This window comes from Arthrobacter sp. SD76 (genome assembly GCF_049726125.1).
Lineage (GTDB): Bacteria > Actinomycetota > Actinomycetes > Actinomycetales > Micrococcaceae > Arthrobacter > Arthrobacter nitrophenolicus.
On record NZ_JBNBLR010000001.1, the window covers coordinates 2909616 to 2936276 of the forward strand.

The window sequence follows — 26661 nt, forward strand, 5'->3', positions numbered from 1 at the left end:
GCAGTCGGTGACGGAGAATCTTGTGCCGGTAGTGCCCGCACCGCCTGTCCAGACCCTCGCCGCGCCACCTGCCGCCGGCCTGCTGCAACCCGTGGCGGAGCAGGTCTCAACTGTGGCGGATAACCTCGTAGCATCTGTACCGGTAGTGAACAGGTAGTCCCGGCCGGCACCGTTACTGCAATTTCCGAGCCCGTCGCGCAGATTGCAGACGGCGCAACCTCGGCCGTGGTGGAGACTGTTGTCCCGCCGGTCGTGGCGACTCTCCCCGTGCTTGAGCCGGTCGTGCAGCCAGTCGCGGATGTCGTGACCGGCGCTGCTCCGCTTCCTGTTCCAGTTCCCGAACTGCCGGACGTGGCATCCGCGGAACCGGCAGCGGACGTTCTTCAGGCCGTTCCCGCAGATACCGGAATTGAATCTGCAGTGGCCGATGCGGCGTTTGCCGGTGACCTGTCTGTCAACGCTGCTCCAGCCGTGTTTGCAGCAGCAACTCCTGGCACGGAAGCAATTGCTCTTGCGGGCACATCCGCCATTCAACTGGCCGGGCAAACTTTACCCGCCATGAGCAGTGAACAGCCCGATACGACGGATGGCGCACCGCACCCTGCCCAGGTACCGGCTGCGCCCGGTTCGGGCACCGGCAGCGGCGCTGCCTCCGCCGGTTCCGCGGGCTCCGCCGCATGGCTGAACACCTTCGACCTCAACATTCCTGACGCTGGCGCGGTACTCGCCGGCGAGGCTTCCGAGCACGCTCCCGCACCGGTGTCCTTTGACCCCGGTTCTTCTCCTGACTAGTAGAGCCCACCCTGCCCTTTTGGGCAGCACGTGGCCATACGGGCAGCTCACCAGCGCCCGAACCTCAACTCTTTCAGGAGACATCACCATGAGTTCCAACCTTCGCAGGGGGCTGCTCGGCAGCCTCTTTGCCGGCGGGCTCCTCAGCCCTCGGCTGCACCGCGGCAAACGCTGCGGACACCACCAGCGGATCGGATCTTTCCGCCTCCGCCCTCATCTCGGCGGCGGCGTCCGCTGACACGACGTCGTTGGGCCTGCTGGGTGACCCAACGCCGTCCGACTCAACGGACGTCGCCGCCGTAGCAGATGCCGCCGTCGTAGCGGACGTCGCCGTCGGCCTCGGGACCGGGACCGACACGGGCACCACGGACGTGGCGGTTGCCGCAGACGCCGCCCTCGCCCTCGGCACCGGAACCGGCTCAGACACCACCGCCGACGTCGCCGCTGTAGCGGACGTGAATCTCGGCCTCGGCACCATTGGCACCAGTGGCACGGACACGGGCACCACGGACGTGGCAGTAGCCGCAGACGCCGCCCTCGCCCTCGGCACCGGAACCACCGGAACCGGCTCAGACACCACCGCCGACGTCGCCGCTGTAGCGGACGTGGATCTCGGCCTCGGCACCAGCGGCACGGACACGGGCACCACGGACGTGGCAGTAGCCGCAGACGCCGCCCTCGCCCTCGGCACCGGAACCACCGCAGGCACCACTGATGTGGCTGCGGCAGCCGACATCACGCTGGCCGCCGGAAATGCAGACGGCGTGGCAACAGATGCAGCCGTTGCTGCGGACGTGGCCCTGGGCGTTGACGGGGTGACGGATGCGGATGGAACCACTAACGGCCTCGACGCTGCAGTAGACGCTGATCTCGGCGTCGACCTCGGAACCGGCACCACCGACGGCAACGGCGGCCTTGACGCAGCAGTTGACGCAGCCCTCGGCCTCGACCTGGGCCTCGGAACCGGTACCGTTACCGGCACTGACGGAACCACCGGCGGACTCGACACCGTAGTAGACGCCGACCTCGGCGTCGACCTCGGAACCGGCACCACCGACGGAACCACCGGCGGACTCGACACCGTCGTAGACGCCGACCTCGGCGTCGACCTTGGCACCGGTACCGGCAATGACGGAACCACCGGCGGACTCGACACCGTCGTAGACGCTGATCTCGGCGTCGACCTCGGAACCGGCACCACCGACGGAACCACCGGCGGCAACGGCAGCCTCGACGCTGCGGTTGACGCGGCCCTCGGCCTCGACCTTGGCACCGGCACCGGCACTGACGGAACCACCGGCGGACTCGACACCGTCGTAGACGCTGATCTCGGCGTCAACCTCGGAACCGGCACCACCGACGGAACCACCGGCGGCAGCGGCGGCCTCGACGCAGGTGTCGACATCGGGATCGACCTGGGTATCGGCGTTATCGGTGGAGGTAGTGGCACCGAAACGCCGGGCACTGAGACCCCGGGCACCGGCACTCCGGGTGACGGCAACACCGGCGGTGTCGGCACCGTCGATCCCGGCACGGACAACTCTGGCACCGACAACGGCGCCGGCAACGGTGATGGTTCCGACAACGGCACCACGGGCACGAACAACGGCGGCAACAGCGGAGGCACTGCCACCTCCGGTGCCGGCGGCATTTCCGTAGCACCGGCGGGCTCCACCGCTGTTGGCGGAGCCATCGCAGCGGACACCACGCAGCGGAGCATGCAGTCCGGGAGCGCCTCTACCCTGGCAAACACGGGCATGGACGCCTCCCTGGTCCCGCTCGCCCTGCTGCTGCTCGTGGCCGGACTCCTGATGCTTCGCAAGCGCAAGGTGTCCTAGCAGCTCCCTTAGGAATCTGACTACGCCTGCACCCCTGCGCCTGACACGGCAGCAACCAGCAGGCTGAGGGAGAGGAGGACCGCCTAGACGCACCAAAATTCGACGCAAACATGTCCTCAGCACACATGTCCTTGTGGCTGGCGGTCCGGTGGCGAACGTTCCTAGTTCGCCTCCGGACCGCCGGTGTGCCCGCGCCGGCACGTCCGGGCCGATCGCTAGTTCTGCCGTAGCCCCCGTATAATTTTGAGTACGACAGTGCGGCAGCGCACCGGGAGGAACGGTCATGGTGGCGGAATCGCCTAGCTCCATTACGAATGAAGTGGTTGGCGGACGTTATCGGTTGGGTGAAGTTATTGGCCGTGGCGGAATGTCATCCGTCTATTGCGCCCGGGACGAAAACCTGGGCCGCGATGTAGCCCTCAAGCTCTTCGCACCACAGGCGCCGGACGCCGATGAACTGAAGCGCCAGGAAGCGGAAATCCAGCTGCTGGCCACGCTGAATCATCCGGGCCTGGTCACTCTTTTTGACGCCGGCATCGATGACCGCATACCGGACGAGCCCCGGCCCTTCCTGACCATGGAACTGGTTGAGGGCCAGGACCTGCGGACCCGGATCCGGCACAGCACGGTCCCGCTGGAGGAGCTGGCAGTCATCGGCGCGGGCATCGCCGACGCCCTGGCATATGTCCACGGGCTCGGCATCATCCACCGGGACATCAAACCAGCCAACATCCTGCTGGTCCAGATCCGTCCCGGCGAACCGCTGCGCCCGAAGCTCACAGACTTCGGCATTGCCAGGATCGCCGATTCGACCCGGCTCACAGCTACCGGAACCATGGTGGGCACGGCCGCATACCTCAGTCCGGAACAGGCCATGGGACAGCCCCTCTCCCCGCCTCCGACATCTACTCGCTGGGCCTCGTTCTTTTGGAATGCATCAAGGGCGCGGTGGAGTACCCGGGCGGCGCGGTGGAGTCGGCGGTTGCCCGCCTGCACCGCGCACCGGAGATCCCGGACGACGTCCCTTCCGAATGGGCTGACCTCATCCGTTCCATGACCGCCATCGAGCCCCTGGAACGGCCGGCCGCGGCAGACATCGAGACCGCGCTGCGGCAGGCTCTGGTATCGCCGGCTTCCACCCCCGGGGAACTGGCGCCGGAGACGACCAGGGTGCTGCCCGCCATGCCCTTCCACCCGCCGTCGATCACCGCCGAGGAATCGGTGGATGAAATCCGCGAGGCCGCTGCTTCCCCCGAAGAGCCCGCTCCTGCAGCAGCACACAAGGAACCCGTAGCATCCCCAACTGGGCCATCCGCCGCGCGACCCGCACCGGCACCGGCGGATGATCCTGCACTGGCATCCTCCTTGCACCCGCAAACCCGGACCAAGCGCTTTTGGCTGGCTGTGATCCTGGGGCTGGTGGTGGTTGCCGCAGCTGTAGCCGCGGTCATGATGACGCTCAACGCCCAGTCTCCCGCCGACGTCGTGCCCTATCCCGAGGTGACCGGCGTCCTGGGCGAGCATCTGGAAGAACTGCAGAAAAGCGTGGAACCGTGAGGTTAAGCCGCGGCAACCGGCTGGCGCTGGGCTGGTCGGCCGCTTTAGTGGCAGCAGGCCTGCTCACCGGCTGCGCTGCCGCGGAGACGGGACTGCAGCGTGACACCGCCCGCCAGCTCCAGGCCAGGGTCCTGGAGGTGACCCAGGCTTCATCGCAGAGCGACCCCGCGGCAGCGCTGACGGCGCTGGACGGGCTCGATGCCGAGCTGGAGGCCGCCCAAGCGAGGGGCGGTATTTCCGAGGAGCGGCGGCGAAGCATCACCACCATCGCCACCGCTGTGCGTGCGGACATCGAGGATGCGATTGCCGCTGCGGAAAAGGCGGCAGCGGAGAAAGCTGCAGCCGAACAGGCCGCGACCCAGACTCCTCCCCCGGCCGTCCAGGAGCCGGCGCCATCTCCTGTGCCGGAGCCCCAGCCGCAGGAGGCCGGCAAGGACGACGACAAAAGGGGTGACAAAGGCAAGGGCAACGATTAAGCGGCCGCAGGCCGTGCTGGCATGCGGCCGACGGCAAGCCCTTCACCTGAAATGCTAAAGGAGGCGGTGCCCGGTTACCGGGACACCGCCTCCTTTGTCATTTACGCCTGCCGCAGCGAGGTCGTCACCTAGTTCAGGGTGGCGATGACCTTGTTCAGTGTGGCCGACGGGCGCATCACTGCCGAAGCCTTGGCGTCGTCCGGGTGGTAGTCGCCTCCGATGTCCACGGGCGAACCCTGGACCTCGGCCAGCTCGCCAACGATGGTGTCCTCCTTGGAGGTCAGCTCGTGGGCGACGGAGCTGAAGGCGGCGGCAAGGTCGGCGTCGTCCGTCTGCTTGGCCAGTTCCTCGGCCCAGTAGCGGGCCAGGAAGTAGTGGCTGCCCCGGTTGTCGAGCTCGCCGGCGCGGCGGCTCGGGGACTTGTTTTCCAGCAGGAAGGTGCCGGTGGCACGGTCCAGGGTGTCTGCCAGGACCTGTGCGCGGGCGTTGCCTGCGGTGGTGGCCAGGTGCTCGAAGCTCACGGCCAGGGCCAGGAATTCACCGAGGCTGTCCCAGCGCAGGTGGTTTTCCTTCAGCAGCTGCTGGACATGCTTGGGTGCGGAGCCGCCGGCGCCGGTTTCGAAGAGGCCGCCGCCGTTCATCAGCGGAACAACGGAGAGCATCTTGGCGCTGGTGCCCAGTTCCAGGATGGGGAACAGGTCCGTGAGGTAGTCGCGGAGGACGTTGCCGGACACGGAGATGGTGTCCTGGCCCTTGCGGATCCGCTCGAGCGTGTAGGCGATGGCCTTGACCGGGGACATGATCTGGATGTCCAGGCCCTCGGTGTCGTGGTCCTTCAGGTACTCGTTCACCTTCGCGATGAGGTTGGCGTCGTGCGCGCGCTCCTCGTCCAGCCAGAACACAGCAGGGGTCTGGGAGGCGCGGGCGCGGGTGACGGCCAGCTTGACCCAGTCGCGGATGGGGAGGTCCTTGGTCTGGCAGGCGCGCCAGATGTCACCCTCGGCAACCTGGTGTTCGACCAGGACGTTCCCTGAGCCGTCAACGATCTGGACGGTTCCCGGTTCCTGGATTTCGAAGGTCTTGTCGTGGCTGCCGTATTCTTCGGCGGCCTGGGCCATGAGGCCAACGTTCGGAACGGTGCCCATGGTGGTGGGGTCGTAGGCGCCGTTGGCGCGGCAGTCATCGATGACCACCTGGTAGATCCCGGCGTAGGAGCTGTCCGGCAGCACGGCCAGGGTGTCGGCTTCCTTGCCGTCCGGGCCCCACATGTGGCCGGAGCTGCGGATCATGGCCGGCATGGACGCGTCCACGATGACGTCGGACGGGACGTTCAGGGTGGTGATGCCCTTGTCCGAGTCCACCATTGCGAGCGCGGGGCCATCCTCCATGCCCTTCTTGATGAGCGACTGGACGCCTTCGCGCACGTCCTCGGGCAGGTCCTCGAGGCTGCTCAGGATGGCGGCCAGGCCGTTGTTCGGGCTGATGCCGGCGGCGGCGAGCTGCTTGCCGTAGGTCTCGAAAAGCTCGGAGAAGTAGGCCTTGACCACGTGGCCGAAGATGATGGGGTCGGAAACCTTCATCATGGTGGCCTTCAGGTGTGCGGAGAACAGCACGCCCTCTTCCTTGGCGCGGGCAACCTGGGCCTTGAGGAATTCGTCCAGGGCGGCGGCGCGCATCACGGTGCCGTCGATGACCTCACCGGCCAGGACCGGGAACGCCTTCTTCAGGACCTTCACGGAGCCGTCCTCACGGACCAGCTGGATGGCGACGGTGCCCTCGGACTCGACAACCACGGACTTCTCGTTGGAACGGAAGTCGTCCTTGCCCATGGTGGCCACGTTGGTCTTGGAGTCTGCGGTCCAGGCCCCCATGGAGTGCGGGTTCTGGCGGGCGTAGTTCTTGACGGACAGCGGTGCGCGGCGGTCCGAGTTGCCCTCGCGCAGGACCGGGTTCACGGCGGAGCCCTTGATCTTGTCATAGCGGGAGCGGATTGCCGTCTCCTCGTCCGAGGAGGGGTTGTCCGGGTAATCCGGCAGCGCGTAGCCCTGGCCCTGCAGCTCTGCAATGGCGGCCTTCAGCTGCGGGATGGATGCGCTGATGTTCGGCAGTTTGATGATGTTCGCTTCCGGCGTCTTCGCCAGTTCACCCAGTTCAGCAAGGGCGTCACCGATCTGCTGCTCCGGGGTGAGGTAGTCACCGAACACGGCGATGATGCGGCCGGCGAGCGAAATGTCGCGGGTCTCCACCTCCACACCTGCGGTCGAAGCAAACGCCTCGATGATGGGCAGGAACGAATAGGTAGCCAGCATCGGCGCTTCGTCGGTGTGGGTGTAGATAATCTTGGACATGCGCGGGCGTCTCCCTGTGGGTCGGCTTGGTTGTGAAATGTCGGTCTATTTCACCATCTACAACTTACCCGAGGACGCGGGTTTGAGCCTTACTGGAGCCGCTTGATTACCCCGCGGTGAGCAGGATTACAGCGATGCAGAATGCCCGACGGCGGCACGCACCAAGGCGCCATCCCGCCGTCGTAATCCCTGCCCCATCCCGCCGGCGCACTCGGCGGGAAGCCCTACATGATACGTCACTACTATTTACAAACTTGTCATGTGACGGGTAAATTCGCTACGTCACTCTCCGGCCCGCACCGGGGCCGCTACCCCGTTCAGACAGGACACCAATGACACGCACCAGGTCTCTCGCCTCGGGCCTCCTGAGCCTTTCAGCCGCAGCCGTTCTGGCAGTTGCCACGGCTGGCGGAGCCTCGGCCGCGCCGGACGCCACAGATGACAAAAACACGCCGGCCACTCCCAGTGTCACCGTCGAGGACACCGGCGCGGCAGAGTACTGGACAGCAGACAAGATGAAGGCAGCCATCCCGGGCGACGTCCTGGCCGGCAAGGCCCTGGAGCGCGGCAACCGCTCCGCCGTCCCCGTCGAAAAGGGCAAGGGCTCGCAGGTCAGCCCCACTCGCGGCAAGCAGACCATCGCAGCCAGCGAGGCCCCTGTGAAGCATATCGGCAAGGTCTTCTTCACCCTGGGCGGCGCGAACTATGTATGCTCCGGCAATGCTGTCTCGTCGGTCAACGAGAGCACGGTGGCCACGGCAGGGCACTGCCTCAATGAAGGCCCGGGAGCATTCGCCACGAACTTCATCTTCGTCCCTGCCTATGAAAATGGTGCTGCCCCCTACGGCAAGTGGACGGCGCGGAAGTATTTCGCCCCACCCAGTGGAGCTCCAACGGCGATATGGCCTATGACACCGGCTTCGCCGTCATGAACCAGTTGAGCGGCAAGAACCTGACTGACGTCGTCGGTGGCTCCGGCGTCGCCTTCAACCAGGCACGCGGGCTCACCTACAAGTCCTTCGGCTACCCAGCGGCCCGCCCCTTAACGGCGAGACACTGAAGAGCTGCACAGGAACGGCAAGCAACGACGCCAACAACCCGCAGTTCGGCACCCAGGGCATCCCCTGCGACATGACCGGCGGTTCCTCCGGCGGCCCGTGGTTCATCGGCACCAGCTCCTCCGGCGTCCAGAACTCGATCAACAGCTACGGCTACAGCGGCTCCAACGTCATGTACGGCCCGTACTGGGGCACGGTCATCCAGGCGACGTACCAAAGTGCAGCGATCTCCTAGCAGCGAGCCAGCCGGGGAGGGCTCCGTCACGCACGGAGACGCAGCCCAGACCCACGAGGAAATCCTCGAGTACTGGACAAAGCAGCGGATGGCAGAAGCCAGGCCCCGGGAGCTCCGGCTCCCGGCGGAGGGTCCGCGTCTCAAGCAGAGGGACGCGGACGCTGACAAAGCCGGGTCCTCGGACATGTGCCCCAACACGAACGACGGCGCCTGCCCCCTTCGCGGGGACAGGCGCCGTCGTTCGTTTAATCGGGCCCACGACGTTAGGGGGCCGGTGGGGATCAGTGGAAGAAGTGGCGCGCACCGGTGAAGTACATGGTGATGCCGGCCGCGTTGGCTGCCGCAATCACTTCGTCATCCCGGACGGAACCGCCGGGCTGCACCACGGCGCGGACGCCGGCGTCGATCAGGATCTGCAGCCCGTCGGCGAACGGGAAGAACGCGTCGGAGGCTGCCACGGCGCCGCGGGCGCGCTCAGGGGCGTTCGATCCGCTGGCGTTGGAGGCGCCGCCCGCACCGTCGACGTCGGACTCCACCGTCACGCCCAGCGTGTTGGCCCGCTCCACCGCCAGGCGGCAGGAGTCCAGGCGGTTGACCTGGCCCATGCCAATGCCGACGGCGGCACCGTCATTGGCGATCAGGATGGCGTTGGACTTCGCGGCCCGGCAGGCGGTCCACGCGAATGCGAGGTCCGCGAGGGTCTTCTCGTCCGCCGCCTCGCCGGCGGCCAGGGTCCAGTTGGCGGGGTTGTCGCCGTCGGCGTCCACCTTGTCGGTGACCTGGACCAGCATGCCGCCGGACACCTGGCGGAACTCGGTGGGGTACCGGCCGTAGCCCTCGGGCAGGGAGAGCAGGCGGATGTTCTTTTTCTTCGACAGGATCTCGACGGCTTCCGGCTCGAAGCCGGGCGCGATGACCACCTCGGTGAAGATGTCCTTGACGGTGTTGGCCATGCCGGCGGTGACCGGACGGTTGGCTGCGATCACGCCGCCAAACGCGGAAACGGGGTCGCAGGCGTGCGCCTTGGCGTGCGCATCGGCGATGGGGTCGGCGGCGTCCGCGGACCCCACGGCCACGCCGCAGGGATTGGCGTGCTTGATGACGGCCACGGCGGGCTCACTGAAATCGAAGGCTGCGCGCAGGGCCGCGTCAGCGTCCACGAAGTTGTTGTAGCTCATGGCCTTGCCGTGCAGCTGGTCCGCCTGGGCGATGCCCACCGGGGCGGCCTTGTCCACGTAGAGCGCGGCCTGCTGGTGCGGGTTCTCGCCGTAGCGCAGGACCTCCGAGCGCTCCAGCGAGAGGCCGGCGTAGGCGGGCCAGTCGATGACGCCGTCGCCGTCCTCGTCCAGGAACTGGCTGGCCGTCCAGGTTGCCACCGCGTTGTCGTAGGAAGCGGTGTGAGCGAACGCCTTGGCGGCGAGCCGGCGCCGGGTCTTCAGGTCGAAGCCGCCCTCAGCGGCTGCGGCCACCACCTGGCCGTAGAAGGAGGGGTCCACCACAATGGCGACGGCGGCGTGGTTCTTCGCTGCCGACCGCACCATGGCGGGGCCGCCGATGTCGATCTGCTCGACGACGTCGTCCTGGGCCGCGCCGGACTTGACGGTCTCCACGAACGGGTAGAGGTTCACCACCACCAGGTCGAAGGGCTCGATCTCCATGCGGCTGAGCGTTTCCATGTGGGCGGGCACGCGGCGGTCCGCCAGGATGCCACCGTGCACCCGCGGGTGCAGCGTCTTGACGCGGCCGTCCAGCATCTCCGGCGAGCCGGTGACTTCCTCAACCTCCTGCACGGGGATGCCCGCGGCGGCGATCTTCTTGGCCGTGGAGCCGGTGGAGACCAGCTTCACTCCCGCTGCGTGCAGGCCCTGGGCGAGTTCCTCCAGACCGGTCTTGTCGTAAACCGAGATCAGCGCCCGGCGGATGGGAACACGGTCAATGGATACGCGCTCATGCTGCGTGAAGCTCACAAATGTCTCCGTCTTATCTCGCGGAACAGTGCCGCGGTTGGTGGGGATAGGCCCAGTTTATCGCGAAGCGCAGGTTGCCCCGCGTGTCCGCCTGAGTGTGAACGCCCCCGGGCGCGGCTAGAGTTTTCCCAGGAGGCTGCGATGAATACTTACACCACTGTGCCCAGCGGCGAACAGGTGGTCCAGGAACTGCCCTGGCGATGGAAAGTCCAGGGCAGGATCTTCCTGATCGGCGGGCTCGGGTTCATGTTCGATGCCTGGGATGTGACCCTGAACGGCATCCTCATTCCGCTGCTCTCCACGCATTGGGCACTGACACCGGGTGAAGTGGCATGGGTGGGAACATCCAACCTCATCGGCATGGCCCTCGGCGCCTTCGTCTGGGGCACCATCGCGGACACCATTGGACGCAAGAAGGCATTCACGGCCACGCTGCTGATCTTCTCGCTCTTCACCGTGTTCGGCGCCTTCTCCCCCGACTTCATTTGGTTCTGCGTGTTCCGGTTCATGGCCGGCTTTGGCCTGGGCGGGTGCATTCCCGTGGACTATGCACTGGTGGGCGAGTTCACGCCGCGGAAGCAGCGCGGCAAGGTGCTGACGGCCATGGACGGCTGGTGGCCCATTGGAGCCGCCCTCGCCGGCTTCGTGTCGGCCGGCCTGGTGGCCCTGTACGGCGACTGGCGGCTGACCATGCTGGTGATGGTCCTGCCCGCACTGCTCGTCTTCTGGGTCCGGCGGAGCGTGCCCGAGTCGCCGCTGTTCCTGATCCGCCAGGGCAGGCGGGAGGAAGCCGCAAAAGTCATCGACGGCCTGGTGGAAGCAACCGGGGCCGAGCCCCGCGCCTACAGCCTGCCGGATGCCAAGGACGTCCCGCGGCTCTCGGCCGGCAGCGCGTGGACCCAGCTGCGGTCCGTGTGGCAGTTCAACTGGAAGATCACCGCTGCGGCATGGGCGTTGTTCTTCAGCATCCTGCTGGTCTACTACCTGTCCCTGACCTGGATGCCGCGGATCCTGATCGGCGCCGGCTTCGCCGAGTACAAGGCGTTCGTGACCACCGCGTCCATGGCCGCCGTGGGACTGCTGGGCGTCATCGTCGCCGCGCTCCTGGTGGAGCGGGTGGGCCGAAAGTGGATCCTTGCCATCACCGGCCCGCTGTCCGCGCTGACCCTGGTGATCGTGGCGTTTGTGGTGGACATCCCCACGGCCGCGGTGTTCTGGCTGCTGGTGTTCGGGTTCGTGGTGCAGGTGGCCATCCCGGTGCTGTACGCCTACGTGTCCGAGCTCTACCCCACCGAGCTGCGCGGCTCCGGCTTCGGCTGGGCGTCCACGTTCTCACGGCTTCGGGCAGGTTTCGGCCCGCTCATCTTCGCCAACTACTTTTGGCCGGAGCTGGGCCTCGCAACGTCCTTCGCCCTGGCTGGCGGACTGGTGCTGCTGGCTGTGCTGTGGATGGCATTCTTCTCCCCCGAGACCAAGCAGCGCCGCCTCGAGTAGGGCCGCTTTCGACGCGCTGATCCGCTGCCGACACGCATATGCATGTGCGCACCGTATATTTCAGGTGCGCCCGTGCATGTGAGCGTCGAAAAGTAACCTGCGCGTCGACGGCGGGTCAGGGGTCCGGGTCAGGTCCCCGGGTCAGGCTTGGGCGGCGGCGAGGTCTGCCAGCGTGGAGACCAGGAGCCGGCGCTCCACCACCTTGATGCGTTCGTGCAGGGTTTCCTCGGTGTCGCCGTCCTCGACGGCCACGGCTTCCTGGGCGATGATGGGGCCCGTGTCCACGCCGGCGTCGGCCCAGTGCACCGTGCAGCCGGTGACCTTCACGCCGTACGCCATCGCGTCCCGCACACCGTGGGCCCCGGGGAACGCGGGCAGCAGCGCCGGATGGGTGTTCAGGTACTTGCCGTTGAACGCGTCGATGAACTCAGGGCTCACGATCCGCATGAAGCCGGAGGACACCACAACATCCGGTTCGAAGGCAGCCACAGCTTTGGTGAGCGCGCTGTTCCACTCCGCGCGGTCCGGGTAGGCCTTGAAGTCCACCACGAACGTGGGGATGCCGGCGGCTGCGGAGCGTTCCACGCCGTAGGTCCCCGGGCGGTCGGCACCCACGGCAGCGATCTCGACGTCCAGTTCGCCGGCCTTCACCGCGTCAATTACTGCCTGGAGATTGGACCCGGTGCCGGAAACGAGGACTACGATGCGCATTGGTCTAGCTTATGGGCAGCCTCGCGTAGGCTGGAAAACATGAACAGCAACCCCGAACCGGCGCAGCAGCAGCGGACCAGAGCTCCGCTCAGCGAGGCGGCAAAAGCCTCGCTCGCCAGGACCCACACGCTGTTCCGGATGTTCGTCGTCTCGGTCCTGGGCGCGTTCTTCGTCTACCAGCTGGACGTCAACTACCTCTGGCTCACGGCCATCCTCACGGCCGCCAGCCTGGCCCTGGGCGTGGTCCTGCTGGTCCGGGCAATACGGTTGCGGGAGTCCAAGCTCGTCCTCATCGGCACCATCTCGGGGATGGTGGTCTCGGCCATCCTGGTGCTGCTGATCGTCGTGACGGCGGTGTTCTTCGACGAGATCCGTGAATACCAGGCGTGCGTGGGCAGGGCCCTGACGGACCAGGCCCAGACCGCCTGCCGCGTACAGCTTGAGAAGTCGCTGCCCGCGCAGCTCCCCTAGCATCCGCCTCCGGCGTCCACTTCAGTGGACCAGTTCGGCGTCCTCTTCTTTAGCGGCCCGCTCGCGTTCCAGCCAGGGACCCGCTGCATAGCCAATCACGACGCCGGCACCCACCTCGGCGGCCACCCAGACTCCCGTCCACAACGGGTCCGGGCCGATCTCCCTCAGGCGCCCGATGCCTGCCGAACCACGGGCCAGCCAGGCCGCCGCCATAGCCAGCAGCCCGGCAGCCAGCCCGGTCAGCACGCCAAGCACCAGGGTGGAGATGGAAGCCGTGAACCAGCGCGCCCGGATCTTGATGGCAAGCCACTCGTCAAAATGGTTCTCGCCTTCCCGGAGGAACCACCACCCCGCCAGGACGCCGGCCAGCACCGGGACGACCAGGGCAACGACGGCATAATCGAGCGGCCCGCTCGGAATGGCCGCCAGCACGGGGATGGAGGGCAGCGGTCCGACGGCGGTGCCGAGGGGACCCACCTGCGAGCCGACCCCCATCGCAAAACCCGACCCGGACGTCCACGCGAGGGCGAAGACCACAAGGTTGGGCAGGTAGCCAAGCTGCGCAACGGTGAGGGCCGCACCTCCGATCGCGCCGGCGTCGAGCGCTTCATAAACGGCGACCACCAGGTTCCAGTGGATGAACAAGTCCACGGCCAGCAACGCCGAGGCAAGCGCCAGGGCGGACACCACAGCCACAAAGCCTGCCTTGGCAACAGAAGCGAAGTAGGAGCCCGCCCAGCGGGAATGCTGGCTGGTGCGTGAGATCCAGTCCACAGCGTCGACGCCGATCAGCCGGCTCCAGGACCCGGCCTCGCGGCGGGCGCCGATCACCATTCCCAGGGCGTAGGGAACAGGGAACCAGCATGGCGTGTCCCAGGTTGATGCCGACGTCGGCCGTGCGGCACACGAAGCCGGTGGCCACACCGAAGGCGGAGTAGACAAGCCACGATCCCAGCAGCGCCTGCCAGAGCTGGTCCGTGTAAGACGCCCGCGCCAGGCGCCGGCCCGCACGCCACGCCAGCAGGAACGGGATCAGGGTCAGCCCCAGGGGAACGAGTGTCAGGAGGCCGGCTTCACCATGGGCAGCGGTGTCCGACCCCGCGGCCGTGAGGGCGAGCGGCACACCGTGGACCAGCAGCCAGGACTGCCCGGCGAGCCGGGCCAGGGTGTCGAAATGCCCGTCCTGGAAGCCTGCGGTGGCCCAGACGGCAATGATCGGCGCGATCACCACCAGCGCGGAAATGACAGCTGCCTGGACTGTTTCGAGGGCACCCTGCAGCCACAGGGGCATGGGGAGGCCACGGTCTCCGGTCTGGTCGGCGCGCAGTTTCATCGTGTTCCATGGTGTCACGGCGGGTCCGCCAGGCCTGGAAGCGACAGGCTTGCGGCCGGCATCAACCGCTGGTTGCCCGGCTTTTTCCCGGCGCTTTTTTTGCAGGGTCCGCCGTAAAATGGGTTTTACTGCAAACGCCGGCACCCGAGGGTACATCGAGAGTACGGCTGGTCTCCGTCCGGTGAATGAACAGCGGCATCGAGAGCAGGCCGGCGAGGGCCCGGAAACCGTAAGCCGGGAAACAGGAGCCGCGAATGAGAGATGAACAATAAGTTCTGAAGATATTCGTCCTACTGGCTGGTGCAGCCGCCGTTTCGGCGGAGGCTGCACCAGCGTTTTCATGAATTCTGCAAGCACGGCGACGCCGGGAGCCTCCAAGTAGGCTCCCGGCGTCGTCTCTTTACATTCGGCGGACTGCAGCAGGTCTTCCCCTGCCGCGGTCAGCGGGGCGCAACGTCAGCGCACCCCCGTCTTGTCACAGCCGGCGGTCGCGGTCCACGCCGTCAGCGTCAATGTGTTCCTTGCGGACTTCCTCATCGACCCGCACCTCGTCCTGGACCACGTCCTTGTCGAGGCGGACCCGTTCCACCGGCACGGTTTCCTTCTCGACCACGGGGCGCTCCTCGTGGAGGGTCACCTCGTGCTCTTCTTCGCTGATGTCCGGTCCGCGCATCGCATCGCCGCGGTTGGCGTCGGTGATGGGTTCGCGCTCCAAGCGGACTTCCTCACGCTGCACAGGGACGGTCTTGGTGACGTGTTCCGTGGTGACATACTTCCGCAGCCGGGCCCGGCCTGCAGCTTCGCGCTCGGTGCCGACATGGAGCCGTTCCTCGGAACGGGTCATCGCGTCGTCGGTATTGGGGCCTGAGGTGTCATGGCCCACCGTACCCCTGTCGCGGTCAGTGAGATCCCGGTCCCGGCCGATGCCGGCCGTCGGGGTACCGGCGTTGAGGTCGGCGTCGCCCTGGAGGTCCACGTCGTCCCGGGCGTCGGAGTAGGTGCGGGCACCACGGTCGTAGTGGGTGTACAGGCGGTCCTCTTCCTCGGGGGTGAGGTGGCCGTCCACGTCCACGCGCGGTGCGTCCTTGACGTGTTCCTTGGTGTACGGAACCACCAGGTCATCGTCCTGGGTGTGCGCGCCTTCAACGGGAACAAAGGACTGGGAGGTGCCGAAAAGCCCCGTCTTTACGGTGACCCACGTCGGTTCACCCGTATCGTCGTCCGCGTACAGCTGGCCGATCGAGCCGATCTTCTCGCCGTCGGAGCCGACGACGTTGCCGTTCCTGTTGAGCAGGTCTTCAATGTTTTCCCGGTTGAGCATGACGTCTCCTTGGATGTGTCGTTGCACTGGGTCTCGCCAGCTGTGGATTGTCCGGCACGGGGGTTCCCGTGCCGGACACCGCCCCGGCTGCTTGAGGCTGTAAGTACTGGCTGCCCCCCTACCGTAAGCATGCTTAGCATCAAATGAAAAGCCTACTTAGTAATTTTCTTGAACCTGCCCTCCTGCAGTTCACCCAAGCTTTCCCTCCGGGTCACGCGTTCTCCCCCGCTGCGTCAGGGCCGGCACCCACGGTGGAGGGGTGAGGATCGCAATTGTTGCTGAATCATTCCTGCCGCTGATGAACGGGGTGACGCACTCCATCCTGAGGGTGCTGGACCACCTGCAGGACCGGGGCGATGACGTCCTGGTCATTGCGCCATCCACCCAGGACGGGGAAGCACCGGACCAGGTCAAGGGTGCCGCGGTCCACCGCCTGCCCGCCGTGCCGCTGGCGGGATACACGAATGTCCGGGTGGCGATGGGCGGTGTGTACCGGGTCAAGAGAATCCTTGCCGACTACGCACCGGACGTGGTCCACCTAGCCTCACCGTTCGTCCTCGGCTGGCGGGCGGCGCAGGCAGCCCACCAGCTGGGGATCCCCACCGTGGCCATCTACCAGACCGAAGTTCCCAGCTACGCCGCCCGGTATGGGGTGCCGTTCCTGGAGAACTGGGCCTGGAACCGGGTCGAGAACATCCATTTGCTGGCCTCCCGCACCCTGGTGCCGTCCACGTTCGCGCTGAACCAGTTGCGCGGCCGCGGCATCCCCCGGGTGCAGATGTGGCGCCGCGGCGTGGATACCGCCCGGTTTTCGCCGGCAAAGCGCGACGACGGGTGGCGGGCTTCGGTGGCCCCCGGCGGCCAGCGGATCATCGGCTACGTGGGCAGGCTCGCCGTGGAAAAGCAGGTTGAGGACCTCGCAGCCCTGGCAGGGATTCCCAACACGAAACTGGTGATCGTGGGCGACGGTCCCCAGCGGGCCACCCTGCAGGAGGCCTTGCCGGACGCGGCCTTCACGGGCTTCCTGGGCGGCGAGGACCTGGCACGCGCCGTGGCGTCCTTCGACTTGTTCGTCCATCCCGGCGAGTTCGAGACGTTCTGCCAGACCATCCAGGAGGCCATGGCATCGGGGGTGCCGGTGGTGGCCACGGGCCGCGGCGGCCCCCTGGACCTGGTGGAGAACTCCCGGACGGGCTGGCTCTACGAACCAGGCGACCTGTCCGCCCTTCGCGCCCGGGTCCTGGACCTGATGGGTGACGACGCCAAACGCCGGGCGTTCGCCACCGCGGCCCATGCGTCGGTGCAGGACAGGACCTGGCCCGCACTCTGTGCCGAACTGGTCCGCCATTACAGGGACGTGCTGGCGGAATCACGGGCAGGACGGTCAGCCGGTTCACGGACATCCGTTTCAACGACAGGGGCAGCTCAGTGAAAATCTCGGTCATCGGCTGCGGCTACCTTGGCGCCGTCCACGCCGCCACCCTGGCATCCATGGGCCACACGGTAGTGGGTATCGACGTCGACCCCGCCAAAGTCGAACAATTGGGCCGCGGGGTCCCCCCCTTCCATGAGCCGGGACTGGACGAACTGCTCCGGGACGGGCGCAGCAGCGGCAGGCTGCGCTTCTCCACCGATGCCGCCGACGCGAAGGATGCGCAGGTCCACTTCCTTTGTGTAGGGACTCCCCAGGACAAAACGTCCGACGCCGCCGACCTCACCTTCCTGGTTTCCGCCGCGAGAACGCTGCTGCCGCACCTGGCCGCGGGCGCCGTCGTCGTCGGTAAATCCACCGTGCCGGTGGGCACGGTGGAGATGCTCCGCGGAGTCCTGGCCCGGCGGCCGGACGTGCTGCTGGGCTGGAACCCCGAATTTCTCCGGCAGGGCACCGCGGTGAAGGACTCGCTGGTGCCGGACCGGCTGGTCTATGGAGTGGACGGCGGCCGGGGCGCCGCCTTCAATCCGTCAACCGGCGCGCCGCTGGGCGTGGCAGCCGCGCTGGACGCGGTGTATGAGCCGCTGCTCCGTGCCGGGATTCCGCGGCTGGTCTGCAATTTCGCGACGGCGGAACTCATCAAGTCGGCAGCGAACGCATACCTGGCCACCAAGGTCAGCTTCATCAACGCCGTGGCCGAACTCTGCGACGCCTCCGGGGCGGACGTGGGCGAACTCAGCGAGGCGATGGGCCTGGACCCCAGGATCGGGAACCGGTACCTGCATGCCGGGCTGGGCTTTGGCGGCGGCTGCCTGCCCAAGGACATCCGCAGCTTCCGGTCGCAGGCCGCCGGTCACGGCGTTACCGCCGTGGAGGACTGGATGGGCCTGGTGGATGAGGTGAACCTCGGGCAGCGGTCCCGGACGGTGGACCTGGCAGCGGAGCTTTGCGGCGGAACCCTGGCCGGCCGGTCGGTGACCGTGCTGGGGGCGTCCTTCAAACCGGACACGGATGACATCCGCGACTCGCCAGCCCTTGACGTGGCGGACAGGCTCGCGGCCGCAGGGGCACACGTGACCGTGACGGATCCCAAAGCCGTCAACCAGGCCTGGCGGCGGTACCCCCGGCTGCGGTTCGAAACCTCCACCGGACGCGCGCTGGAGGGGGCGGAGCTGGTGCTGCTTCTGACCGAATGGGACGAATACCGGCAGCTCTCCCCCAGCGTTGCGGGCGGGCTGGTCCGACGGCGGGTGGTGCTGGACGCACGCAACGTGCTGGACGCCGATGCCTGGCGGGCCGGTGGCTGGGTTGTGCGCGGCCTCGGCACGAATGCCGGGATGCCTACAGGCGGCGCCGCATCCGCGACCACCGCTCCTGCCACCGACCGCGTCCCGGCCTCCCGGGCACGGTAGGACCTCCTACGTAAGCAGCCCCAGCTCGGCAAACGCGAGCGCCACACCGTTACCGGCGGGACCGGGGGTCACCCTGTCCGCGACGGCCAGCACGCCCGGGTGGCCGCCCTCCACGGCGATGCCCGTGCCGGCGTACTCCAGCATCTCGATGTCGTTGGCGCTGTCCCCGATCGCCACAATGTCCTCGCGCTTCAGCCCCAGCCGCTGCTCCACCACCTGGATGCCCACGGCTTTGTGCGTTCCGGCCATGTAGATCTCCCCGGCGCGGTCGCCCAGCGCGGAGAGGGAACTCGGGATCAGCCCCACTTCGGGACCAAAGTGGTGCATGAGGCCGGTCAGCGGCACCGGTGAGTCGAAGCAGGAGATTTTGGCGAAGGAAACCGACGTGAGGTCGTCGCCGTACTGCATAGGCCCCAGGATGTCCTCAAGCGGATCAACGTCGGTGCTCAGGATGCCGTCGTGCTGCGGGCGTCCGGCAAAGACGGGTCCCAGCACCTCCCGCAGGCGCCGATCCACGCCGGTGCGCCCGTGCAGCGCCTCGGGCGCTTCCAGGATGTAGGCGGCATTGTGGGCATCCAGGGTCTCGACGATCCGGGCGGCCACATCCGGTTCGAAGCGGGAGTCCTTGAGCACCTCGCCGTCCATTTCCACCCGGGCTCCGGCGCCGGTGATCACGCCGTCGAACCCCGCCGCGAGGATGTGGCCGGGCACCATGGACAGCGGGCGTCCGGTGCACACGAACACCAGGTGGCCGTTCCGGCGCGCTGTCCGGACGGCCTCGACGTGGGCTTCCGGGGCCAGCCCATGGTCGGCGTACGTACCATCGATGTCGAGGAATATGGCACGCGGCCGGACGGTTCGCTGGCTGGACATGCCGGACTCCTTGGTCTGTTGCGGGGACAGTTTCATCCTATCCAAGGCGGCAACCGGCATTTCCTGCCGTCCCCGGGCTGGAAAAGCCGGCATGCGGCGGGAAAAGTGACAGTCATCCTGTGATCTTTGAGGCCTTGCAGGCATGTAAGCACACTGATTGAATTAGCACACCGGAATATGGGGGCCCGGCACAACTTACTGATTAAGGAGTGACAACATGGGCATTCTTGGATTTCTCATTTTGGGCCTGATCGCTGGCGCTATTGCGAAGGCAATCCTGCCGGGCCGCCAAGGCGGCGGCTGGGTGGTCACCCTGGTCCTCGGGGTTGTCGGGGCCATCCTCGGCGGCTGGATCGGTTCACTGATCTTCGGCGGCGGGCTGGCGGAGTTCTTCGATATCCGCACCTGGCTCCTGGCCATCCTCGGTTCCGTCATCGTCCTGCTGGTCTACGGGGCAGTCACCAACCGCAGCCACCGCAGGGTGTAGCCGCACCATACTTCCCCAACGCAAAACGCCGTCCTCCATCGGGGGACGGCGTTTTTTGCGTCCCGTCCTTCCGGGAGCAAACTTCCGGATAACTAATGGGAACCGATTTCCCCCTCCCGGCGAAAGTCCCGGGTCCGCATTTATGATGTGCGAGGGGGGTGGTGTCATGGCTGATTCGAGCCACACGGAAAATTTGGCGGTCCGGGCATTCAGCGCGATCCTGGACGCGAATCCGGACGCCCTGTTGGCGCTCTCAGCAGACGGCACCATCACCATCGCCAACGCCGCGGCGGCCCGGCTCTTCGGGTTTCCACGCGGGGAACTGGCAGGGCGCAACTACCGGACGCTGCTGGCGGCCGGGTTCGGCGACGACGTGGACCGGCTCCTCCGCCGGATCACCCTCGAGCCCGGCGGCTATCCACCGCCCCTGGAGGTCCGGGGATTGCGGCGGGACGGCACGGAGTTCCCTGCGGAGGTGGCGTGCTCCCTGGTGCCGTCCGGCGGGCGCGATCACGCACCAGGCCAGGCAGACCAGGCCGGGCAGGCAGGGCACGACGACGGGATCCCCGCCGGCACGCGCCTGCTCCTGTCCGTCCGGGGTACGTCACACCGCCAGGCCGCGGACGCGGACCTGCGGGAGGCCATGTCCCTGCTGACGGCCACCCTGGAGTCCACTGCCGACGGGATCCTGGTCATGAGTTCCGAGGGCCACGTGGCAGGCTACAACGACCAGTTCCTCACCATGTGGAACATCCCCGCGGAGCTCCTGAAGGGCGACAGCGAGGAACCCGTCATGCGGCTCATCGTTTCGCAGGTGGCGGACCCCATTGCCTTCATGGCCCGGCTGACGGAACTGGAGGAGGACCCGGAAGCCGAAAGCCACGATGTCCTGGACTTCAAGGATGGCCGGACTTTCGAGCGGTACTCTCGGCCGCAACGGGTGGGCGAGAACGTTGTGGGCCGGGTGTGGAGCTTCCGCGACGTGACGCCCCGGCGGAAGGCCCAGGAACAGGCCCAGCAGGCCATGCTGGACCTCGCGGCGCAGGCGGAGAAACTGCGTGCCATGGCATTCCAGGATCCCCTGACCGGGCTGGCCAACAGGGCTGTGTTAATGACGCCCTGGCCGAGTCGCTGCAGGAGCCGCGGCTGAAGGCCGTGGACGTCCTCCTGCTGGACCTTGATGACTTCAAGGAAGTCAACGACATCCTGGGCCACCAGGCGGGCGACGACATGCTGGTGGAGGTGGCCCGCCGGCTCCGCGGCTGCGTCCCCACCGCCGACGTCGTCGCACGCCTGGGCGGCGATGAATTCGTGGTGCTGCTCACCGCCTGCCCCGACGCGGATGAGATCGCTGCCTGCATCGTCCGCTGCCTGCATGTTCCGCTGACCATCAACGGCGCGGTGCTGCGCCCCAGCCTCAGCCTGGGGCTCGCGTCGCTGGCCCAGGACAGCGTGGGCCCGTCCGAACTCCTGCGCCAGGCGGACATCGCGATGTACGCGGCGAAGGCGGCCGGCAAGAACCGGTTCCTGCGGTTCCACCCGGACATGATGACTGCGCTCGTGCAGCGCACGGACATGGAAAGCGCCCTGCAGCTCGCGGTTCCGCGCGGCCAGATCAGCGTAGATTTCCAGCCCATCGTTTCGCACCGCATGGGACAGGTGGTGAAGTTCGAGGCGCTGGCACGGTGGGACCGCGGCGGCGAGCGCATCCCGCCGTCGATCTTCATCCCGCTGGCTGAGCGCACCGGGCTCATCAACGAAATCGGCGCGGAGGTGATGGCGCTGGGAATGGTGCAGCTGGCAGGGTGGCTCAGCGAGGATCCCTCGCGGTCCCTCTCGGTCAACGTCTCCGGGTCCAGCTCCAGGATCCGGACTTTGCCCAGGGGGTGCTCCACCTTGCAGAGGCCAGCGGCGTGGCGGCCTACCAGCTGGTGCTGGAGGTGACCGAGAGCGTCTTTTTCGACGCCGACTGCAGCCTGATCAAGCAACTCAGCTCACTGCGGGACGCGGGCGCCCGGGTGGCCCTGGACGATTTCGGAACCGGCTACTCCTCCCTGGGCAGGCTGCAGGACCTTCCCGTGGATACCGTGAAGATCGACAAGTCCTTCGTGTCCATGGTCCGCACCGGCGAGGAACGGCTGCCCATCCTGAGCTCAATGATCAACATGGCCCACAGCCTCGGGCTGACGGTGACGGCGGAGGGCGTCGAGACGGCGGCGCAGGCGGACTACCTGACGGCGCTGGAGTGCGACTCCCTGCAGGGGTACCTGTTCTCGCTCCCCGAGCCCGGTGAACGGCTGGACCACGCCCTGCGGCGGGCAGAGGAAGCCCTCCAGGCCCTCAAGGGAAGGTAGTTTCCGGTGCAGCCGGACAGCAGCCCTTGAGGTGTGAGGGATATCATAGGGAGGCGCCTCCACCCAGGTCTCGGGTGGGCCCGGCTGGGGGCTCAGGGCGCCGGTAGGGGGAAGGGTTCGTCCGTGTCTCAGGCTGGTCTCTTGGAACGAAGTCCACCGCGGGCAGGGCGCGCCTGGGCATGCTGGGCCTCTTGGCGGCCGCAGGGCTTGCGGCGCTCGCACTGTACTTCGCCGCGAACAGCGGCACGCCCCATGCGCTGGTGACGGGAGATGTCCTGATCCTTGCGGCATCGCTGCTGGCCGGGGCAAGCTGCGCCCGGGCCGCCCGGCTGGGCGGAGTGAACGCCCGGGCCTGGACCTTCATGTCCATTGCCGTCTTCGTCTGGGCGGCCGGGATGGCCGTGTACGCGTACTACGGGCTGGCCTTCAACCACGTCTACCCCTTCCCGTCCCTGGCCGACGCCGGATTCATCGGCTACTCGGTGCCCGCCGTCGTCGCGCTGTTCGCGTTCAAGAGGCGCGCCGGCAACCGGGTGGCGCTGTACCGGGCGGTGATGGACGCCGCCGTGGTGGCAGGTTCTGTGCTGGTGGTCAGTTGGTACACCGCGCTGGGGCCCGCCTTCGACTCGGTGGGTGATCCGCTGACCCGGTTGACCGGAATGGCGTATCCGGTAGTCGACCTGGTGATCACCTCACTGGTGCTGGTCCTGGCCATGCGGCGGCAGCCCGGCGAACGCCTGCCTTTCCTGTGCTTCGGCGGCGGCATGCTCGTCCTCGCGGTCACAGACAGCATCTATGTGCGCATGACGTTCGACGGCGTCACGGGCGCCACGGGTTCGCCGCTCGCCCTCGGATGGATTGTCGCGTTCCTCCTGATCGCGCTGGCGCCCATGGCACCGTACGTGGAAAGCGCCGGCACGGCCCGTACCGGGTACACCCTGGCGCTGGAGCTGCTCCCGTATGCTCCGCTGGTGCTGGCCGTGCTCCTGTTCGCCGTCCCGCACCTGTCCGGACTTGAACCGTTCCTGGTTGTGGTGGGGGCTGCGCTGCTGGTGTGCGTGCTCGTCCGGCAGGTGCTCATCGTCCTTGAGAACATCCGGCTGACCAGCGGCCTGGAGGACGAGGTGGCGGCCAGGACCCGGGAACTGGAGGCGGCACGGGAAGCGGCAATGGAGTCGAGCCGGCTCAAATCGGAGTTCCTGGCCACCATGAGCCATGAGATCCGGACCCCGATGAACGGAGTGGTGGGCCTGACCGCCCTCCTCCTCGAAACACCGCTGGACGAGACCCAGAAGCAGTACGCCCAGGGCGTGCGGGGTGCCGGCGAATCGCTGCTGGCCCTGATCAACGACATCCTGGATTTCTCCAAGCTGGAAGCCGGCAAGGTGGACCTGGATATCCGTCCGTTCGACCCCCGGGTCCTCGTGGAAGAGGTGGCCGGGCTCCTGGCCGAGCCGGCCCTCGCCAAGAACCTTGAGCTGATCGGCTACTGCGAGCCGGATGTGCCGGCGCGCCTGCAGGGCGATTCAGGCCGGATCCGGCAGATCCTGCTGAACCTCGCCTCCAACGCGGTGAAGTTCACGGCGTCCGGGGAGGTTTCCATCCGGGTGACGACGCAGAATCCCGAGGCCGCCCCCGGAAGCATTTCCGCTGTCCATTTCGAGGTCCGGGACACCGGCATCGGCATCGATCCCGCCCACCACCGGAAGCTGTTCGAATCGTTCTCGCAGGCGGATGCCTCCACCACCCGGCGTTACGGGGGAACCGGACTGGGCCTGGCCATCAGCAGCCGGCTCACCGAGGCGATGGGTGGCGACATCGGGCTGGACAGCGTCCCCGGCAAGGGCAGCACCTTCTGGTTCCGGCTGCCGCTGCCCGTGGCTCCGCCGTCCACCGATCCCGTTCCCGCTGCCGGCTTCCTCAACGGCCTGCGCGTTCTGGTGGTGGACGACAACGCCACCAACCGCCTGGTCCTGGAGTCCCAGCTGCGCGGCTGGCGGCTCCAGCCCGAGGCCGTGCCGGACGCCGCCACTGCACTGGACCGGGCCCGGCAGGCGAGCGCCGCCGGAGAGCCCTTCCATCTGGCCGTGCTGGACTTCTGCATGCCGGACACCGACGGCCTGGAGCTTGCCCGGCGCATGAAGGCCGATGCCCGCCTGGCGGACATCGAACTCATCATGCTCACCTCCACAATGCAGGTGAACACGGCCGAAATCACCGGGGCCGGGTCCGCGAGTGGCTGATGAAGCCCGTCCGCAGCTCCGAGTTCTACAACCGGCTGGTCCGCCTCATGTCCACCAGCGAAACCGTCCAGCCTGCCGCCGCGTCCGGCCTCCTGCAGGCCGCGGCCCCAGGGGACAGCCAGCACCGCGGGCGCATCTTGATTGTGGAGGACAACGAGGTCAACCAGCTGGTGGCCCAGGCGACGGTCAACAAATTCGGCTACACGGTGGACGTCGTCTCCAACGGGGCCGAAGCCGTGGACGCCACCGCCTCCACCCGCTATTCAGCAGTCCTGATGGACTGCCACATGCCCGTCATGGACGGGTTCGAGGCCACCCGTGTGATCCGCAGCCGCGGCGGAACTTTCCGCCTGCCCATTATCGCGATGACAGCGGGCGCACTGGACGGGGACAGGGAACGGTGCCTCGCCGCGGGCATGGACGACTACCTGGCCAAGCCCGTGGATGCGGCAGCGCTGCAGGCTGCGCTGGCGCGGTGGGTTCCTGAACCTGCCGCGCAGGCCCTGGCGGTCACCGGCGCCGTCCGCGCCGCGACAGAGCGCCGGGCTGTTGACCAGGACCGGCTTGCCATGCTCCGCGGCCTGGGTCCCGACGACGGCCGGGGGCTGCTGCCCGCCACGGTGGAAGCGTTCCGGAAGGACGTGCCCGGACGGATCGCTGCGCTGCAGGCCGCGCTGGACGACGGCGGCGGCGAGGCGCTGGTGAGGGCGGCGCATGCCCTGAAGGGCTCGGCGGCCAATATCGGCGCCGGCAGGGCCGCTGCCATCTGCGCGGAGCTGGAGGGGCTGGGCCGGGCAGGAAAGCACGACGGCGGCATTGACCTGGTGCGCCGGCTTGAGGCAGAGCTGCGGCGGGTGGATGCGGAACTGGACGCGGCGCTGGAGGTGGACGGATGAAAGTCCTCGTTGCCGATGACGATCCCGGTTCGTTGCTGGTGGCCCAGGCCGCCGTGGAGCGCGCCGGGCATGACTGCCTGGCCGCCGCAAACGGCGACGAAGCGTGGGGACTGTATCTTGAGCACCAGCCGGATGTGGTGGTGACGGACTGGATGATGCCCGGCATGGACGGGCTGGCCCTTTGCCGGGCCATCCGGTCCCGGGGCGCGGACCTGTACACGTACATTGTGATGCTGACATCGCAGGACTCCCGTGATGACGTGCTGGCCGGGATCGAGGCCGGGGCTGACGACTACGTCACCAAACCGCTGGATCCCTTCGTGCTGCGGGCCCGGCTGCTGGTGGCACTGCGGATCACCACCCTGCATGCGGACCTCGCCCATTACCGGAAGGTGCTGTCGCAGCAGGCGCGCACCGATCCCCTGACCGGGCTGCACAACCGGCTGAAGCTGGCTGAGGACCTGGAGCAACTGCATGCCCGCAGCGTCCGCTACGGGGAGCAGTACAGCCTGGCCATGTGCGACGTGGACAATTTCAAGGCGTACAACGACGTTTACGGGCACCAGGCCGGCGACCTTGCGTTGCGCGCCGTGGCCGCGGCCCTGAGGGTGCAGGCCAGGAAGTCCGATGGGGTGTACCGGTTCGGCGGCGAGGAATTCCTGCTGGTCTTCCCGCACCAAAGCCTGCTGCGCGCGAAGGCCTGCATGGAGCGGGCGCTGGACGCCGTGCGGGATCTTGCCATCCCCCACCGGGGCGACCCTTCAGGCCAGTTGCGGCTCAGCGCCGGGATCTCGACGTTTTCCCCGCCGAGGGCGGGGAGCCGGAGGCACTGCTGGGTGCAGCGGACACGGCACTCTATGCGGCAAAGGCGGCCGGAAGGAACCGGGTGGAACTGGCAGGCTGACCCCGGTTTGCGCTCCGGTCAGGCTGCCTTCTTGCTGCCGGCCTTCTTCAGGGCGGGCTTTTTGATGCCGGGCCTCTTCGCGGCCGCCTGGCGCTGGGCCGGCCGCTCCGCGTACTGGTTCGGCCCTTCGGCGTACTGGTTCGGCTCGTGGCGTGCACCGGCCGCTTCGGCGGGGAGCGCTGCCTCAGCGGCGCTCTCCGGAACTGCCGCACTGACGTAGGCACCGGCGTCGTCGGTTTCAGTGGCGTTTTCAGCGGCGGCGGCACGGTTGAGGCGCCACCGGCGGAGCAGGTCCGCGGCGGCCAGCATGCCGGCGAGGGGCGTGAGGACCGCAGCGCCGTAAACGAACAGCATCCAGGTCAGCGTGGTCAGCGGCGGCTGGTTGTTATGCAGCAGGGACAGACCTCCCAGCAGTCCCACGGCCCAGAAAAGAATCACTGCCGTCAAAACAGCAGCGGC

At 67.4% G+C, this 26661-nt stretch carries 17 protein-coding genes and 4 pseudogenes; 15 read left to right on the forward strand and 6 right to left on the reverse strand.

Features of this window, described 5'->3' with window-relative positions; all coding sequences use genetic code 11:
• The first annotated feature begins 558 nt into the window (after nucleotides 1-558).
• From ACPEE0_RS14075 to ACPEE0_RS14090, 4 genes and pseudogenes are all read left to right on the forward strand, one after another.
• Nucleotides 559-792, forward strand: coding sequence for a hypothetical protein (locus tag ACPEE0_RS14075; protein WP_424574664.1), 234 nt, complete (start codon nucleotides 559-561; stop codon nucleotides 790-792).
• 128 nt (nucleotides 793-920) lie between these two features.
• Complete coding sequence (locus ACPEE0_RS14080) at nucleotides 921-2630, forward strand: hypothetical protein (protein ID WP_424574665.1); 1710 nt, start codon at nucleotides 921-923, stop codon at nucleotides 2628-2630.
• A 283-nt stretch (nucleotides 2631-2913) separates the two neighbouring features.
• Nucleotides 2914-4187, forward strand: a pseudogene (locus ACPEE0_RS14085) (serine/threonine-protein kinase).
• Nucleotides 4184-4663, forward strand: a complete 480-nt coding sequence (locus ACPEE0_RS14090; protein ID WP_424574666.1) for a hypothetical protein — start codon at nucleotides 4184-4186, stop codon at nucleotides 4661-4663. Before ACPEE0_RS14085 ends, ACPEE0_RS14090 begins: the two are co-directional and overlap by 4 nt.
• A gap of 128 nt (nucleotides 4664-4791) precedes the next feature.
• Here the strand turns inward: ACPEE0_RS14090 and ACPEE0_RS14095 are convergent, their stop codons facing one another.
• Complete coding sequence (locus ACPEE0_RS14095) at nucleotides 4792-7011, reverse strand: NADP-dependent isocitrate dehydrogenase (RefSeq protein WP_424574667.1); 2220 nt, start codon at nucleotides 7009-7011, stop codon at nucleotides 4792-4794.
• 332 nt (nucleotides 7012-7343) lie between these two features.
• Here ACPEE0_RS14095 and ACPEE0_RS14100 point away from each other — a divergent pair.
• Nucleotides 7344-8304 (forward strand): annotated as a pseudogene (locus ACPEE0_RS14100) (trypsin-like serine peptidase).
• Nucleotides 8305-8585: 281 nt separating this feature from the next.
• On the opposite strand, the gene purH reads toward ACPEE0_RS14100, so the two are convergent.
• Nucleotides 8586-10271 carry a bifunctional phosphoribosylaminoimidazolecarboxamide formyltransferase/IMP cyclohydrolase gene (purH, locus tag ACPEE0_RS14105; RefSeq protein WP_009372959.1) on the reverse strand — a complete coding sequence of 562 codons (1686 nt, stop codon included), beginning with the start codon at nucleotides 10269-10271 and terminating at the stop codon, nucleotides 8586-8588.
• Between the two features lie 141 nt (nucleotides 10272-10412).
• Between purH and ACPEE0_RS14110 the strand changes: the two genes are divergently transcribed.
• Complete coding sequence (locus ACPEE0_RS14110; protein WP_424574668.1) at nucleotides 10413-11765, forward strand: MFS transporter; 1353 nt, start codon at nucleotides 10413-10415, stop codon at nucleotides 11763-11765.
• A gap of 141 nt (nucleotides 11766-11906) precedes the next feature.
• On the opposite strand, the gene purN is transcribed toward ACPEE0_RS14110, so the two are convergent.
• A complete protein-coding gene (gene purN / locus ACPEE0_RS14115) occupies nucleotides 11907-12476 on the reverse strand; it encodes a phosphoribosylglycinamide formyltransferase (protein ID WP_424574669.1) in 570 nt (189 codons plus the stop codon).
• A 39-nt stretch (nucleotides 12477-12515) separates the two neighbouring features.
• Between purN and ACPEE0_RS14120 the strand changes: the two genes are divergently transcribed.
• Nucleotides 12516-12947, forward strand: coding sequence for a hypothetical protein (locus tag ACPEE0_RS14120; protein WP_424574670.1), 432 nt, complete (start codon nucleotides 12516-12518; stop codon nucleotides 12945-12947).
• Between the two features lie 21 nt (nucleotides 12948-12968).
• Here ACPEE0_RS14120 and ACPEE0_RS14125 read toward each other — a convergent pair.
• A pseudogene (locus ACPEE0_RS14125) lies at nucleotides 12969-14280 on the reverse strand (DUF6350 family protein).
• A gap of 475 nt (nucleotides 14281-14755) precedes the next feature.
• Nucleotides 14756-15601 carry a PRC and DUF2382 domain-containing protein gene (locus tag ACPEE0_RS14130; RefSeq protein ID WP_424574671.1) on the reverse strand — a complete coding sequence of 282 codons (846 nt, stop codon included), beginning with the start codon at nucleotides 15599-15601 and terminating at the stop codon, nucleotides 14756-14758.
• A gap of 259 nt (nucleotides 15602-15860) precedes the next feature.
• Here ACPEE0_RS14130 and ACPEE0_RS14135 point away from each other — a divergent pair, with 259 nt between their 5' ends.
• Nucleotides 15861-17033 carry a glycosyltransferase family 4 protein gene (locus ACPEE0_RS14135; protein ID WP_424574672.1) on the forward strand — a complete coding sequence of 391 codons (1173 nt, stop codon included), beginning with the start codon at nucleotides 15861-15863 and terminating at the stop codon, nucleotides 17031-17033.
• Nucleotides 17030-18445, forward strand: coding sequence for a UDP-glucose dehydrogenase family protein (locus ACPEE0_RS14140; protein ID WP_424574673.1), 1416 nt, complete (start codon nucleotides 17030-17032; stop codon nucleotides 18443-18445). The genes ACPEE0_RS14135 and ACPEE0_RS14140 overlap by 4 nt, the downstream gene beginning before the upstream one ends.
• 6 nt (nucleotides 18446-18451) lie before the next feature.
• On the opposite strand, the gene ACPEE0_RS14145 is transcribed toward ACPEE0_RS14140, so the two are convergent.
• A complete protein-coding gene (locus ACPEE0_RS14145; protein ID WP_424574674.1) occupies nucleotides 18452-19318 on the reverse strand; it encodes an HAD hydrolase family protein in 867 nt (288 codons plus the stop codon).
• A gap of 217 nt (nucleotides 19319-19535) precedes the next feature.
• Between ACPEE0_RS14145 and ACPEE0_RS14150 the strand changes: the two genes are divergently transcribed.
• The 6 genes and pseudogenes from ACPEE0_RS14150 to ACPEE0_RS14175 all read left to right on the forward strand — a co-directional run bounded on the left by ACPEE0_RS14150 (nucleotide 19536) and on the right by ACPEE0_RS14175 (nucleotide 26422).
• On the forward strand, nucleotides 19536-19805 hold the full coding sequence (locus ACPEE0_RS14150; RefSeq protein ID WP_009372951.1) for a GlsB/YeaQ/YmgE family stress response membrane protein: 270 nt from the start codon (nucleotides 19536-19538) through the stop codon (nucleotides 19803-19805).
• A 166-nt stretch (nucleotides 19806-19971) separates the two neighbouring features.
• Entirely contained in the window at nucleotides 19972-20955 is a 984-nt protein-coding gene (locus ACPEE0_RS14155; RefSeq protein WP_424574675.1) for a PAS domain S-box protein, read from the forward strand.
• Between the two features lie 5 nt (nucleotides 20956-20960).
• Nucleotides 20961-22159 (forward strand): annotated as a pseudogene (locus tag ACPEE0_RS14160) (putative bifunctional diguanylate cyclase/phosphodiesterase).
• A gap of 179 nt (nucleotides 22160-22338) precedes the next feature.
• Entirely contained in the window at nucleotides 22339-24402 is a 2064-nt protein-coding gene (locus ACPEE0_RS14165; RefSeq protein ID WP_424574676.1) for an ATP-binding protein, read from the forward strand.
• A complete protein-coding gene (locus ACPEE0_RS14170) occupies nucleotides 24402-25298 on the forward strand; it encodes a response regulator (protein WP_424574677.1) in 897 nt (298 codons plus the stop codon). Before ACPEE0_RS14165 ends, ACPEE0_RS14170 begins: the two co-directional genes overlap by 1 nt.
• Nucleotides 25295-26422 carry a GGDEF domain-containing response regulator gene (locus ACPEE0_RS14175; RefSeq protein WP_424574678.1) on the forward strand — a complete coding sequence of 376 codons (1128 nt, stop codon included), beginning with the start codon at nucleotides 25295-25297 and terminating at the stop codon, nucleotides 26420-26422. Before ACPEE0_RS14170 ends, ACPEE0_RS14175 begins: the two co-directional genes overlap by 4 nt.
• Nucleotides 26423-26661: the final 239 nt, after the last annotated feature.

Bases quoted from the DNA above. Each gene is read 5' to 3' on its own strand.
- ACPEE0_RS14120 (WP_424574670.1), top strand. From the start codon at position 12,516: ATGAACAGCAACCCCGAACCGGCGCAGCAGCAGCGGACCAGAGCTCCG.
- ACPEE0_RS14175 (WP_424574678.1), top strand. From the start codon at position 25,295: ATGAAAGTCCTCGTTGCCGATGACGATCCCGGTTCGTTGCTGGTGGCC.
- purN (WP_424574669.1), bottom strand. From the start codon at position 12,476: ATGCGCATCGTAGTCCTCGTTTCCGGCACCGGGTCCAATCTCCAGGCA.
- ACPEE0_RS14095 (WP_424574667.1), bottom strand. From the start codon at position 7,011: ATGTCCAAGATTATCTACACCCACACCGACGAAGCGCCGATGCTGGCT.
- ACPEE0_RS14155 (WP_424574675.1), top strand. From the start codon at position 19,972: ATGGCTGATTCGAGCCACACGGAAAATTTGGCGGTCCGGGCATTCAGC.
- ACPEE0_RS14075 (WP_424574664.1), top strand. From the start codon at position 559: ATGAGCAGTGAACAGCCCGATACGACGGATGGCGCACCGCACCCTGCC.
- ACPEE0_RS14165 (WP_424574676.1), top strand. From the start codon at position 22,339: ATGCTGGGCCTCTTGGCGGCCGCAGGGCTTGCGGCGCTCGCACTGTAC.
- ACPEE0_RS14145 (WP_424574674.1), bottom strand. From the start codon at position 19,318: ATGTCCAGCCAGCGAACCGTCCGGCCGCGTGCCATATTCCTCGACATC.
- ACPEE0_RS14110 (WP_424574668.1), top strand. From the start codon at position 10,413: ATGAATACTTACACCACTGTGCCCAGCGGCGAACAGGTGGTCCAGGAA.
- ACPEE0_RS14150 (WP_009372951.1), top strand. From the start codon at position 19,536: ATGGGCATTCTTGGATTTCTCATTTTGGGCCTGATCGCTGGCGCTATT.
- ACPEE0_RS14130 (WP_424574671.1), bottom strand. From the start codon at position 15,601: ATGCTCAACCGGGAAAACATTGAAGACCTGCTCAACAGGAACGGCAAC.
- ACPEE0_RS14170 (WP_424574677.1), top strand. From the start codon at position 24,402: ATGAAGCCCGTCCGCAGCTCCGAGTTCTACAACCGGCTGGTCCGCCTC.